The sequence below is a fragment of the Streptomyces sp. 4F14 genome, from assembly GCF_048159485.1.
In the GTDB taxonomy this organism is placed as follows: Bacteria; Actinomycetota; Actinomycetes; order Streptomycetales; family Streptomycetaceae; genus Streptomyces.
Map to the genome: position 1 here is coordinate 193,395 of NZ_JBLRVY010000013.1, position 13,754 is coordinate 207,148.

The following is a 13,754-nucleotide window of genomic DNA, read 5'->3' on the forward strand; positions in this document are numbered from 1 at the left end:
TCACCCGCCCTCCTCCGCCCGGTACTCCTGCGGCTCCGCGTCGTACGCGTACAGCTCCGCGTACCTCCCCCAGTCCGTGGCCGTCTCCAGCTGCCGGGTCACCTGCTCGCTCGTGAAGTGGTGGGCCAGCAGGTCCCGGAAGAAGCCCGCCCGCAGGGTGCCCCGGGGGTTCTGGCGGAGGCTGGTGGTGATCAGGCGGACCAGCGGGGCCTGTACGGCGGCCTCGGCGAAGATCCGCTTCGAGTCCTGGACGTCGGCGCCCGCGAAGGCCGTCCCCGTCTCCGTGAGGAGCAGGTCGTCCCCGGTGACGGTGCCGAAGCCGAGGAGGTCGAGGGCGTCGACCTGGGGCAGCAGGTCGTCGATCTCCAGGCCGAGGTCGTCGGCGAGGTCGGCCAGGTCGCAGGCACCGCCCCGGCTGAGGACGAGTTCCGCGAGCCCGGAGAGGCCGTCGACGCTCGCCGGGGGCAGCGGCGTGTTCGCGGGGGTGCGCTTGTCGAGTTCGGGGGTCTCGTGGCGCCCGGGGATGCGGCCCTCCTTCTGACGGCCGGTCATCGTGCGGTACACCCGGTCGACGATGTCCTCGAACGCGGCCGAGTCCCGGTCCCGGGGCCGCTCCATGCCGACCTCGAAGACCTCGCGGATCGTGCCGTACGGCCGCGCGCCGAGGACGACGATGCGGTCCGCCATCAGGACGGCCTCCTCGATGTTGTGGGTGACGAGGACGATCGCCCGGGTCGGGAAGCGGCCCGACTCCCACAGCTCCATCAGCTCGCCGCGCAGGTTCTCGGCGGTGAGGACGTCCAGCGCGGAGAACGGCTCGTCCATCATCAGGACGTCGGGCTCGACGACCAACGCCCGCGCGAAGCCCACGCGTTGGCGCATCCCGCCGGACAGCTCCTTGGGGTACGCGGACTCGAAGCCGTCGAGGCCGATCAGCTCGATGGCCTGCCGGGCGGCCTCGGCACGCTCGGCGGGACCGACTCCCTTGGCCTCCAGGCCCAGTTCGACGTTCTGCTGGACCGTGAGCCACGGCAGCAGCGCGAACGTCTGGAACACCATCGCGGTACCGGGGTTGGCCCCGGTCAGCGGCGTCCCCTTGTACGTGACGGTGCCGGAGGAGGCCGGGACGAGCCCGGCGAGGCAGCGCAGCAGCGTCGACTTGCCGGACCCCGACTTGCCGAGCAGCGCGACGACTTCACCGGCGCGGACCTGGAGGTCGATGCCGGACAGGACGGGGAGTTCGCCGTCCGCGCCGGCGTAGGACTTGGTGAGTCCGACGGTTTCGAGGAGGAGGTCGTTCATGGTCGTACTCCAAAGCACGTGGGAATCAGGCAAGTTCAGAGGGAGTAGCGCGTCTCCGCCAGCCGGTACAGCCGCCGCCACAGCACCCGGTTCAGCAGCACGACGTACAGGCTCATCACCGCGACCCCGGCCAGCAGGTGCGGGTTGTCGCCCTTGGCCGTGGCCTGCGCGATGTACGCGCCGAGGCCGGTCGCTGTCAGGGTCGTACCGCCGAAGGTGACGACCTCGGAGACGATGGACGCGTTCCAGGCGCCGCCGGACGCGGTGATGCCGCCGGTCACGTACGCGGGGAAGATGCCCGGCAGGATGAGCCGCTTCCAGCGCTGCCAGCCGGTGACGCCGAGGTCGTCCATGGCCTCGCGGAGATCCGTCGGGATGGCCATGGCGCCGGCGATGGTGTTGAAGAGGATGTACCACTGGGCGCCGAGCGCCATGAGGAGCGTGCCGCCGATGTTGATGGACAGGCCGGTCTTCAGGAAGAACCAAACCGCCAGCGGGAAGAGGAAGTTGGCCGGGAAGGAGGCCAGCACCTGGACGACGGGCTGGGCGATCCGGGTCAGCCGGGGTGAGAACCCGATCTTCACGCCGACCGGCACCCAGACGACCGTGGCGAGCGCGACCAGCACGATCACGCGGGCGAAGGTCGCGAGCCCGAGGAGGAGCGGTTCGCCGAAGACGCCGAGGCCGGTGCGGTCGTAGAGGTAGCGGGCGAGGTCGGCGAGGCCCCAGAGGATCAGCCCGCCGGCGACGACGGTGAAGACGAGGTCCCCGGTGCGCCGCCTGGCGAGGTCGACGGTCAGCGGCCGGTCGTCGCGGCCGAACACCCGGCCCGCCCTGCTCAGCGCGTGTCCGGCGGGGCGCAGCGCCCTGCCGAGGAGGCGGGGCCAGTGGGAGCGGCGCAGCAGGTCGAGGACGACGGACCGCTGCACCTCGCCGGCCTCGGACTGCTCGTTCTTGAAGCGTTCGGCCCAGGCGGTGAGGGGGCGCCAGAAGAGGAAGTTGACGCCGATGACCATGACGGCCATGGCGAGGATCGCCCAGCCGACCCTGCCGAGGTCGCCGTCGGCGATGGCGGCGCCCGCGTAGGAGCCGATGCCGGGCAGCGCGTACTGCTTGTTGTCGACGCTGATCGCCTCGGAGGCGACGAGGAAGAACCAGCCGCCGCCGAAGCTCATCATGCCGTTCCAGACGAGGCCGATCATCCCGGAGGGCAGTTCGACCTTCCAGAACCGCATCCAGCGGGTGAACCCGAACGACCGGGACAGCTCGTCGAGTTCGCGCGGCAGGGAGGTCAGCGAGGAGTAGAAGCCGAACGTCATGTTCCACGCCTGCGAGGTGAAGATCGCGAAGATCGACGCGAACTCCAGGCCGAGCATGGAGCCGGGGAACAGGGCGATGAAGCCGGTCACGGCGACGGTCAGGAACCCGAGCACGGGGACCGACTGGAGGATGTCGAGGGCCGGGATCAGGACACGTTCCAGCCTGCGGCTCTTGGCCGCCGCGTAGGCGTAGCCGAACGTGAAGACGACCGAGGCGGCCAGCGCCGCGAACATCCGCAGCAGGGAGCGCGCCGCGTCGTACGGGAGGCGGGCGGGGTCGGTGTCGACGTGGAGGTCGGAGTGGGCGTTGAAGGCGACGGTGGTGCCCTGGCCGACACGCAGGACGGTGTAGAGCAGCACGAGGACGGCGGCGGCGACGGCGGCGTCCACCCAGGAGAAGCGGGAGAGCAGGGGTCGTTTGACAGCGCGGATCAGCATCACGGGGCCTCCGCCCACACTCTGCGCACGGCGAGGCGCCCCGTCCGGCGGCGGCACGCCGACAGCGGGGCAGGGTCACCCGGGGAGCACGGGGAGTGTGGGGAGTGAAGAAGAGAAGGGGGTCAGCGAGTGCCCTGGGGGCGGCTCGGACTGGGAGGTTCTGCGCCCATGGCCGCCTCCGTTCCGCGATGCGAGTGCGCCCGTGACCGGGCCCGACGCGACGAGTCTGCACCTTCTTGCGTCCAGACGCAAATAAAGGCGGGGACTCTTGCCCGCCTCTCACCTGCGCACACATGAACGGACCCGGTGTCTCCCCAGACACCGGGTCCGTCACCCGCACCCTCCGCTCAGGGTGCGGTCACCACATGCCGCTCACATGTGGACCGTGGGGGCCGCGTTCTCGTCGGCCTTCGGGACGCCCCTGCGGTACATCAGCAGGGTGATGACGGCGCCGACCGCGAAGAACCCGGCCGACCACCAGTAGGCGGTGGAGTACGACTCCAGCGCGGCGTGCGCCTGGACGAGCTTGTCGCCCGCGTACCTGCCGTCCAGGTAGTTGGTCGCGGCGCTGGCCGCGAGGGTGTTGAGCAGGGCCGTACCGATGGAGCCGCCGATCTGCTGCATGGTGTTGACGGCGGCCGAGGCGACCCCGGCGTCGTGCGCGGCGACCCCGCTGGTGGCGAGGGACATCGCGGGCGCCATGACCAGGCCGATGCCGAAGCCGGTGACGATCAGCGGCGGCATGACGTGCGTGAGGTACGTGCTGTCGAGGTCCAGGCCCGTCATCCAGACCAGGCCGAGCGCGCCGAGGGCCATGCCGAGCGGGACGATGGTCTTCGGGCCGATCCGGGGGACCAGGAAGCTGGTCGCGACGGTCGCCGAGATCATCAGCGCGCCGACCATCGGCAGGAACGCGAGCCCGGTCTTGACGGCGGAGAAGCCCAGGCTGAGCTGGAGGTAGTAGGTCAGGAAGAGGAAGACGCCGAACATGCCCGCGCTGGAGATCAGCATGACGGTGAAGGAGGCGCCGCGGTCGCGGTCGAGCAGGACGCGCAGCGGGAGCAGCGGGTGGGACGCCTTGGTCTGCCACCAGGTGAACGCGGCGAGCAGGACGGCGCCGATGGTCAGGAAGCCCCAGGAGCGCGGCGAGGACCAGTCGTGGGACTCGGCCATCGAGAAGCCGTAGACGACGGAGAAGAGGCCGGTGGTGACGAGGATCGTGCCGGGGATGTCGAGCTTCGCGCCGGGTTCGCGGGCGGTGCGCTTGAGCAGGATCCAGCCGCCGACCAGGGGGATCACGGCGAGGGCGAGGTTGACGTAGAGGGTCCAGCGCCAGTCGAGGTACTCGGTGAGGACCCCGCCGAGCAGCAGGCCGACGGCCGCGCCGGAGCCGGCGATGGCGCCGTAGATGCCGAAGGCGCGGGCGCGTTCCTTGGCGTCGGTGAACGTCGTGGTCAGCAGGGAGAGCGCGGCCGGTGCGAGCAGCGCGCCGAAGACGCCCTGGAGGGTGCGGCCGGCGACGAGGACCTCGAAGCTCTGGGCGGCGCCGGCCAGCGCGGAGGCCGCCGCGAAGCCGCCGACGCCGACCAGGAAGGCGACCTTGCGGCCGAAGAGGTCGGCGATCCGGCCGCCGAGCAGCAGGAGGCTGCCGAAGGCCAGGGAGTAGGCGGTGACGATCCAGGTGCGGTCGCCGTCGGAGAAGCCCAGGTCGGCCTGGGCGGACGGCATCGCGATGTTCACGATGGTCGCGTCCAGCGTGACCATCAGCTGGGCTATGCCGATCATCGCGAGGACCCACCAGCGGTGACGGGACGCGGGTTCCTCGGCTGTCTTGGTGAGTGACGTCGTGTCCGGCGTCTCGGTGGTCTGTGACATAGGGGCCTGCTCCGATGAGATGATCGGGCGTCTCGCGAACGAAACGGTTTCGTACTCCAGGAACGCTACACACCCGGCTAGCGAAACTCAACCGTTTCGATAAAGAGACCGCCGTCACATACCAGCCGGTTTCCCGAACGACCTCCCCCAACAGCGGCTTCACCCCGTACGCTGATCACCGCAGCCGGTTCGCCCCGTCAGCCAGACGGGCCGCGTCGCAAGAGGGAACCCGGTGGGAATCCGGGACTGCCCCGCAGCGGTGAGCGGGAACGACCGCCGTCATACGCACTGGGTCCGCACGGACCTGGGAAGCGACGGCCACTAGGTGCCTCCTCCGGAGGCGTGCCCGCGAGTCCGAAGACCTGCCGACTGCCCGTACGCGATGTGTTCGCGTGCGGAGTTCCGGTGACCTCGCGGGTGGGTCGGCGCACAGAAGGCCGTACGGCGCTGCCGTCCGGTCGTCCGCTCCTTCACGCCCTCGTCCCGTCGCCGGGACCTCAGGGAATCGTCTCGTGAAGGAGATCTCCGTGACACCGAAGTCCGCAGCCGCGGCAACCCTGTACGGCTACCCCCGCCAGGGTGAGAACCGGGAGCTGAAGAAGGCGGTCGAGGGCTACTGGAAGGGCCGCGTCACCGCCGACGCCCTCCACGCCACCGCCGCCGACCTGCGCGCCGCCACCTGGCGGCAGCTCGCCGAAACCGGCCTCGACGAGGTCCCGACCGGGGGCTTCTCGCTCTACGACCATGTCCTCGACACCAGCGTCATGGTCGGCGCGATCCCCGTACGCCACGCGGCAGTCGAAGACCCCTTGGACCGCTACTTCGCCATGGCCCGCGGCACGCAGGACGCGCCGCCGCTGGAGATGACGAAGTGGTTCGACACCAACTACCACTACCTGGTCCCCGAGTTGGGCCCGGACACGGTCTTCCGTGCCGAACCCGCCCGGCAGGTCGCCGAGTTGAGGGAAGCCCTCGCTCTCGGTCTCACCGCCCGCCCGGTGCTCCTCGGCCCGGTCACCTACCTGCTGCTGGCCAAGCCCGCCCCCGGCGTCGACCCCGCCTTCGAGCCGCTCACCCTCCTCGACCGGCTCCTCCCGGTGTACGCCCGGATCCTCGCCGAGCTGCGCGCGGCCGGCGCCGGGTGGGTACAGCTCGACGAGCCGGCCCTCGTCCAGGACCGCACCCCGGCCGAGCTGAACGCCGCCGCCCGCGCCTACCGGGACCTCGGCGCCCTCGGGGACCGGCCGAAACTGCTGGTCGCGACCTACTTCGACCGGCCCGGCGAGGCCCTGCCGGTGCTGGCCAAGGCCCCCGTCGAGGGGCTCGCCCTCGACTTCACGCGGCCCGGCACCCTGGAGGACCTCGCCTCCGTGGGCGGACTGCCCGGCAAGCGGCTCGTCGCGGGCATCGTCGACGGCCGCAACATCTGGGTCAACGACCTCTCCGCGTCCCTCACCGTCCTCGGCACCCTCCTCGGACTCGCCGACCGCGTCGACGTCGCCGCCTCCTGCTCCCTCCTGCACGTCCCCCTCGACACCGCCCTCGAACGCGACGTCGACCCGCAGATCCTGCGCTGGCTCGCCTTCGCCCGGCAGAAGACCGCCGAGGTCGTCACCCTGGCCCGCGGACTCGCCCGGGGCACCGGCGCCATCGCCGCCGAACTCGCCGCCAACCACGCCGACCTGGCCTCCCGCGCGGGCTCGCCGATCACCCGCGACCCCGCGGTGCGGGCCCGCGTCGCGGCGGTCACCGAGGCCGACGCGCGCCGCGAACAGCCGTACCCCGAACGGGCCTTGGCGCAGCGCGCCCATCTCGGGCTGCCCCTGCTGCCGACGACCACGATCGGCTCGTTCCCGCAGACCGGCGAACTGCGGTCCGCCCGGGCGGACTTGAGGGCGGGGCGGATCGGGGCCGCCCGGTACGAGGACCGGATGGCCGCCGAGATCCGGGAGGTGATCGCCTTCCAGGAGAAGGCGGGTCTCGACGTCCTGGTGCACGGCGAGCCCGAACGCAACGACATGGTCCAGTACTTCGCCGAACAGCTCACCGGCTACCTCGCCACCCAGCACGGCTGGGTCCAGTCCTACGGCACCCGGTACGTCCGGCCCCCGATCCTCGCCGGGGACATCTCCCGGCCCGAGCCGATGACGGTCCGCTGGACCTCGTACGCCCAGTCCCTCACCGCCCGCCCGGTCAAGGGCATGCTGACGGGGCCGGTGACGATGCTCGCGTGGTCGTTCGTACGGGACGACCAGCCCCTCGGGGACACCGCGCGCCAAGTGGCACTTGCCCTCCGCGACGAGGTCAACGACCTCGAATCTGCCGGGAGTTCGGTGATCCAGGTCGACGAACCCGCACTCCGGGAGACCCTGCCGCTGCGCAGCGCCGACCACGCGGCGTACCTGGCCTGGGCGACGGAGTCGTTCCGCCTCGCCACCTCCGGGGTACTCCCCCGGACCCAGATCCACACCCACATGTGCTACGCCGAGTTCGGCGACGTCGTCCAGGCGATCGACGACCTCGACGCGGACGTCATCAGCCTGGAGGCGGCCCGCTCCCACATGCAGGTGGCCCGTGAACTGGCCGCACACGGCTACCCGCGGGAGGCCGGGCCGGGTGTCTACGACATCCACTCGCCGCGCGTCCCCAGCGCCGACGAGGCGGCCGAACTGCTCCGGGCGGGCCTGAAGGCGATCCCGGCGGACCGCCTGTGGGTGAACCCCGACTGCGGCCTCAAGACACGGGGCTGGCCGGAGACGAGGGAGTCGCTGGAGAACCTGGTGACGGCGGCGAGGAGGGTGAGGGCGGAGCTGTACTGAGGCATGGACCGAAGGGACCCGGGATTCCCGGGTCCCTTCGGTCGTACGGCGAAACATCTCCTTCATACAGGAAGTATTTAGGGGTAACACCCCCTGCCTACCGTCTCCGTGCTCCCGCAAACCGTCTCGCGGGGCAACCGTCCCCACCCCCGCCGCAAGGAGACGTAGTGAGCGTCGAGCCGCAGACAGACGTACGCACCGCACCAGCGCCAAGTACCGACCAGGCCACCAAGGAGACCCTGGAGGACTACACCCTCCGCTTCGCGCCCCGCAGTTACCGCCGCTGGACCCCGATGGTCGTGGCCACGACCGCGCTGGGCGGCATCGCCTACATGGCGGACTTCTCGATCGGCGCCGGCATCGGCCTCGCGCACGGCACCGGCAACGCGCTCGTGGCGATCGCCGTCGCCGCCGTGGTCATCTTCGTCACCGGGTTCCCGCTCGCGTACTACGGCGCCCGCTACAACATCGACCTCGACCTGATCACCCGGGGTTCCGGCTTCGGCTACTACGGCTCGGTGCTGACGAGCGTCATCTTCGCGAGCTTCACGTTCATCTTCTTCGCGCTCGAAGGGTCGATCATGGCCCAGGGGCTGAAGCTGGGCCTCGGACTCCCCCTGTGGCTCGGCTACCTGGTCTCCACGCTGATGGTGATCCCGCTCGTGATCTACGGCATGAAGGCGCTGAGCAAGCTCCAGGTGTGGACGACGCCGATCTGGCTGCTGCTGATGGTGGGGCCGCTGGTCTACCTCGTCGCCACCGACCCCGGCACGGTCGACAAGTTCCTCAACTACGCCGGTACGGACGGGGAGGGCGGCATCAACACCGCGTCCGTGCTCCTCGGGGCCGGTGTCTGTCTCTCGCTCATCGCGCAGATCGGTGAGCAGATCGACTACCTGCGGTTCATGCCGCCCAAGACCGAGGCGAACAAGCGGAGCTGGTGGACGGCCGTCATCATGGCCGGCCCCGGGTGGGTCGTCCTCGGCGCGCTGAAGCAGGCGATCGGCGTGTTCCTGGCCGTGTACATCATCGCCAAGGTCGGGGCGGACGCGGCTCCCGAGCCGATCCAGCAGTTCCGGGGCGCGTTCGACGCGATGATGCCGTCCTGGCTGGTCGTACCGCTCGCCGTCGTCCTCGTCGTGATCAGCCAGATCAAGATCAACGTGACGAACGCGTACTCCGGTTCGCTGGCCTGGACGAACTCCTTCACCCGCGTGACCAAGCGCTACCCCGGCCGCATGGTCTTCGTCCTCGTGAACCTCTCCTTCGCGCTGATCCTGATGGAGGCCGACATGTTCAGCTTCCTCAACAGCATCCTCGGCTTCTACTCGAACTGCGCCATCGCGTGGGTGGTGACGGTCGCGACGGACATCGGCATCAACAAGTACGTCCTCAAACTCTCCCCGCTCCAGCCGGAGTTCCGCCGGGGCATGCTGTACGCGGTGAACCCGGTGGGCGTGGTCTCCTTCGTCGCCGCCTCGGGTCTGTCGATCGCGATGTACTTCCACGCCCTGGGCGACACCCTCCAGCCGTACTCCCCCGTGGCGGCGGCGGTCCTGGCCTTCGTCCTCACCCCGGTGATGGCGATCGCCACCAAGGGCAAGTACTACCTGCGCCGCACGGACGACGGCATAGCGGAACCCCTCCTGGACTCGGACGGCAACCCCAGCGCGACGACGTACGACTGCCACGTCTGCCACCAGCCCTACGAACGCCCCGACCTCGCGTCCTGCGCCACACACGACGCGGTGGTCTGCTCCCTGTGCCTGAGCACGGACACCGTGGGGGATCACGTCCTCCCGGCGACGGCGTAGTCCAGGCGCCTGATCCGCCCCCCGCTCCCCCTCGTCCTTGGCCGACAATCCCGTAGTCGTCACTCAGCGGCGTCGGCAAGATGGGGACTCGTGCTGGACTTGTGCGAGTCACCGGGGAGCGGGACACGTCGGCGGGTGGCGCGGTGAACCCGGCCGGGTCGTCCGGCGTCGATCCCGGCGACGCGCGCGACAGCGGTGAGTTCGTCGCCCAGTTGCGGCGGCTGAAGGCCGGGGCCGGGCTGTCCTTCCGGGACATCGAACGACGTGCGCGGCAGCAGGGTCACAGCCTGCCGATGAGTACGGTCGCCAGCGCGCTCAACCGGGACACGCTGCCGCACGGCGAGCTGACCGCCGTACTGCTGCGCGCTCTGGACCTCCCGGAGGACGAGGTGGCGCGCTGGCTGGAGGTCCGCCGGGCCATGGCCGAGGGGGCGCCGGCTGTGCGGAGCGGCGGTGGTTCGGTGGGGGCGCCGTGTCTCCTGCCGCCGGCCCAGCTCCCGCTCGTCGGCCGCGACGAGGAGATCCGCGTCGCGGGCGGGTTCCTCAAGGCGGCCGGCGGCGAGGCGCAGAGCCTGATCATCACGGGACCGGCCGGCGTCGGCAAGACCTCCCTGGCCGTCTACCTGGGGCACCGGTTCATCGGCGAGTTCCCCGACGGCCAGCTCTACGCCGACCTCGGCGGATTCGGTACGGCACCCGTGCACCCCCGGCAGATCCTCGCCGTGTTCCTGCGCGCTCTCGGTGTCCCCGGTTCCACGATCCCCCGGGACCTGGAGGAACGGGTGGCGATGTACCGGACGCTGCTGGCGCGGCGCCGCGTACTCGTCGTCCTCGACAACGTGGCGACCTCGCGCGCGGCGCGCTGTCTGCTGCCCAACGGACTGGCGTGCCGGTCCGTCCTGACCAGCCGTTCCATGCTCGCCGACAGCGGTGGCACCCGGCTGCGGCTGCCCCATCTGCGGCCGGCCGACGCGGTCGCGCTGCTCGGTCACATGGCCGGTGGCGGCCGTACCGCGCGCGAGGCGGCCGTGGCCGACCGCATCGTGCAGGAGTGCGGGTGCCTGCCGCTGGCCGTGTGGGTGATCGGCGCGCGTCTGGCCTCCCGTCCGCACATGCCGTTGGAGGACATGGCGCGGGCCCTCGCGGACGAGCGGAGCAAGCTCGACGAGTTCACCGTCGGTGACGTCGCTCTGCGCGCCAGCATCGAGCTGTCGTACCAGCATCTCGGCGCCTCGGCGCGGCGGGTCCTGCGGCTGATGAGTCTGTGCGGCGGCGCCGATCTCGCTTCCTGGGCCGTGGCGGCGCTGCTGGACACGGATCTCGCCGGTGCCGGACTCCCGCTGGACCAGCTGCTGGAACTGCATCTGGTGGAGGTCCGTGCCACGCCGGGCGGCGGCGCCCGCTACCGGATGCACGACATGGTCGCGGCGTTCGCCCGGGAGGCCGCGCGCCGGGAGGAGACGGAGGAGGACCGGGAACGCGCGCTCGACCGGGTGCTCAGTGCCGCGCTCCAGCTGGCGCAGAGCGCGGACGTCGAACTCAGCGCCGACTTCCGGGGGATCACCCGCCACCATCACCCGCCGCGCTGGACGCTGCCGGGCGAGGACACCCGGCGGCTGCTGTCGGACCCTCTGCGCTGGTTCGACGAGGAGGCGGAGTTCCTCGGCCGGACCGTCGAGCGCATGCTCCCGGCCGACGCCACCCTCGCCGGCTCCCTCGCGGTGTCGTTGACCACGTTCTTCCAGATCCGCGGCCATTTCGACGAGTGGCGCCACCTCCAGCAGCGGGCCCTGGCCGAAGCCGTCGCGGCCGGCGACCGCCGTACCGCCGTCAAGCTGCACCGGTCCCTCGGTGAGCTGGCCACCATCGTGGACCGGTATCCGGAGGCCGTCGAGCACTTCCGGCAGGCGCTGGAACCGCCGGAGCCGGCGGAGCCGGACTACACGGCCAGCGCCATGGCCGGACTGGCCTACGTCTACCGGCTCGTCGGTCAGCAGTCGCGCGCGCTGTCCTGCTTCGAGCGCGCCGCCGAACTGGCGCGGTCGGCCGACAACGTGAACTGCCTGACGTACGCGCTCAACGGGAGCGGTGTCATCTGCTACGAGCGGGGTGACCTCGCGCAGGCCGAGCGTCTCTACGGGGAGAGCCGGCGGCTCAGCCGTCTCGTCGGCTACCGGCCCGGCGAGTCGCTGGCCCTGCGGTCGCTGGGTCATGTCCACCGTGCCCGTGGTGACATCGAGTCGGCCGCGCGGTGCTACGCCCAGGCGGAGAGCCTGAGCGTGAGCGTGGGTGACCGGCTGTCGGCGACCCACGCACGCTGCTGGTCCGGTGACGCGCTGGTCCGGCTGGGCCGGCCGGCGGAGGGCCGGCGGCTGCTCGCGGAGTGCCTGCACGTCTACCGGGAGTGCGCGAACGCGTGGGGAGAGGCGGCCACGCTCCTCAACCTCGGCAACGCCCAACTCGCCGCCGGGCGACCGCACATCGCGCTCCGGCGGGCGAGTGCCGCCGCCGATATCTGGCGGCGGCTGAACGCGTTCTACTGGCTCGCCCAGGCACTCGACCTGATGGCCACCGCCGCCGACCTGTCCGGCGCGGGTGCCGACGCGGTCCGCGCCCGGGCCGAGGCCGGGTCGGCCCGGTCCCGGCTCGTCTGACGGCGGGCGGCGGGGCCGCACTCACCAGGGGTAGCGGATCGAAGGAGACAGTTCCTCGCAGTTGGCGTTGGTGGCACCCGGCTCCTTCTTCCCCAGGCACAGCCAGATCGACATGCTCTTCAGGTATATGTCGTAACCCCACCCGGTCGCTCCGGGGGTGGCGGTGGTGTCCTTCTTCCGCTCGAACTTGAATGCCGCGCCTCTCTGGGGCACGCCCCACAGCCAGATGCGCGCGGCGACACCGTCGCCGGCGACCAGGTCCTTGACCGTGCTCGTACCGGTGGTGGTCTCGAAGTAGCCGTCGTCCCGCAGGCACCACGAGGTCTTTGCGAACGCGCCGCGCTGACCGTTCTGGTTCGTGACGTACGCCTCGGATCCGTAGCAGACGGGGTAGGGGACCGCGGCGGGCCGGGCGGCCGCCGCGGCGGGGGCGACTCCCGCCGCCGTCAGACCCAACAGGGTGGTACCGACGGCCAGTTGGCGGATGAGACTCATGGGAACTCCTCTCGGCTTTCGACGGTCCGATCCGACCACCGCAGAGCCCGCCTCGGCAGCCCTCGGGCCGTACGAAGGTGTACGAGCCCGTACGGGGTCCGTGTTCGTACGTCTTCGTACGGGACAACCCCTTCAGGCGCCGGCGTCGCGGCTGCTTGGCTGCGGGGTGTCTCTTCGTCAAGGAGGTTGATGACTCATGCGGTTTCACTATGCGCTGGTGACCGGCACGCTCGTGTCGGCGCTCAGCGTCGGCCTGGCGGCCTCGCCCGCTCCGGCCGCCGCCGCCTCGGACCGCTCGGCCTGCGTCAGCCAGGTCGGCACCCGCACCTACCGTCCGAGCGGCGACTTGGGGACCCTTCAGGTCCCGAACGTCTACCTGAGGGTGGGCAGTACGGGTGCCTGCGTGCGGTACGCCCAGCGCCTGATCGGCTCCCACGGACCGGTCCCGGGACCCGACTTCGTCGACGGCGTCTTCGGTTCCGTCACCCGCACCTACGTCCGGGCGTTCCAGCGGAACAGCGGCCTCCCCGACGACGGGATCGTCGGTCCGAACACCTGGTACTGGCTGATGACCATCAACTGAGCGAAGGAGAAGGGCATGCGGACACGCCGATGGATTCTCGGCCCGGTGGTCGTGCTGGCCGCCGGCGCACCGGCACTGCTCGGCGCGGGGACGGCGCAAGCCGCGACGGCGACGTGCAGCACCAGCGTCTCGTACACCACGGTCAGCGGTTTCACCACGTCGATACCCGCCGCGGGTCGCGACGTGACCTGTCTGCTGGCGCGCGGTGACAGCGGCAACGCGGTGAAGGCCCTCCAGTTCTCCCTGAACGAGTGCTACGGGGCTGCACTCGTCCGGGACGGGATCTTCGGAGCGGGCACCCAGGCGGCGCTGCGGCGCGCGCAGTCCCGGGAGGGTCAGACGGCCGACGGGGTGTACGGACCGCGCACGCGGGACGCGCTGCGCTGGCGGGTGGCCGGCTTCGCCTGCGACCGGGTGAACGGTCCCGGCTGATCGCCGCGCGGGGCGGAGCGAGC

At 71.0% G+C, this 13,754-nt stretch carries 9 protein-coding genes and 1 riboswitch; of the genes, 5 read left to right on the forward strand and 4 right to left on the reverse strand.

Annotation, left to right across the window (positions count from 1 at the left end):
• From ACLZOT_RS23780 to ACLZOT_RS23790, 3 genes are all read right to left on the reverse strand, one after another.
• A complete protein-coding gene (locus tag ACLZOT_RS23780) occupies window positions 1-1,302 on the reverse strand; it encodes a nitrate/sulfonate/bicarbonate ABC transporter ATP-binding protein (protein WP_416971054.1) in 1,302 nt (433 codons plus the stop codon).
• Between the two features lie 35 nt (window positions 1,303-1,337).
• Entirely contained in the window at window positions 1,338-3,059 is a 1,722-nt protein-coding gene (locus ACLZOT_RS23785) for an ABC transporter permease (protein ID WP_416971055.1), read from the reverse strand.
• Between the two features lie 372 nt (window positions 3,060-3,431).
• On the reverse strand, window positions 3,432-4,934 hold the full coding sequence (locus ACLZOT_RS23790) for an MFS transporter (RefSeq protein ID WP_416971056.1): 1,503 nt from the start codon (window positions 4,932-4,934) through the stop codon (window positions 3,432-3,434).
• 168 nt (window positions 4,935-5,102) lie between these two features.
• Window positions 5,103-5,319: riboswitch (cobalamin riboswitch) on the forward strand.
• Between the two features lie 142 nt (window positions 5,320-5,461).
• Between ACLZOT_RS23790 and metE the strand changes: the two genes are divergently transcribed.
• The 3 genes from metE (at window position 5,462) to ACLZOT_RS23805 (ending at window position 12,221) form a co-directional block, all read left to right on the forward strand.
• Complete coding sequence (gene metE / locus ACLZOT_RS23795; protein WP_416971057.1) at window positions 5,462-7,753, forward strand: 5-methyltetrahydropteroyltriglutamate--homocysteine S-methyltransferase; 2,292 nt, start codon at window positions 5,462-5,464, stop codon at window positions 7,751-7,753.
• A gap of 167 nt (window positions 7,754-7,920) precedes the next feature.
• Window positions 7,921-9,567: a purine-cytosine permease family protein gene (locus ACLZOT_RS23800; protein WP_416971058.1), complete on the forward strand. Its 1,647-nt coding sequence runs from the start codon at window positions 7,921-7,923 to the stop codon at window positions 9,565-9,567.
• Between the two features lie 101 nt (window positions 9,568-9,668).
• Window positions 9,669-12,221 (forward strand): ATP-binding protein, encoded by a 2,553-nt coding sequence (locus tag ACLZOT_RS23805; RefSeq protein WP_416971059.1) that lies wholly within the window; start codon window positions 9,669-9,671, stop codon window positions 12,219-12,221.
• Window positions 12,222-12,242: 21 nt separating this feature from the next.
• Here the strand turns inward: ACLZOT_RS23805 and ACLZOT_RS23810 are convergent, their stop codons facing one another.
• Window positions 12,243-12,716, reverse strand: coding sequence for a hypothetical protein (locus ACLZOT_RS23810; RefSeq protein ID WP_416971060.1), 474 nt, complete (start codon window positions 12,714-12,716; stop codon window positions 12,243-12,245).
• Between the two features lie 196 nt (window positions 12,717-12,912).
• Between ACLZOT_RS23810 and ACLZOT_RS23815 the strand changes: the two genes are divergently transcribed.
• A complete protein-coding gene (locus ACLZOT_RS23815; protein ID WP_416971061.1) occupies window positions 12,913-13,299 on the forward strand; it encodes a peptidoglycan-binding domain-containing protein in 387 nt (128 codons plus the stop codon).
• Window positions 13,300-13,314: 15 nt separating this feature from the next.
• Window positions 13,315-13,731, forward strand: coding sequence for a peptidoglycan-binding domain-containing protein (locus ACLZOT_RS23820; RefSeq protein WP_416971062.1), 417 nt, complete (start codon window positions 13,315-13,317; stop codon window positions 13,729-13,731).
• The last annotated feature ends 23 nt before the right edge of the window (window positions 13,732-13,754 follow it).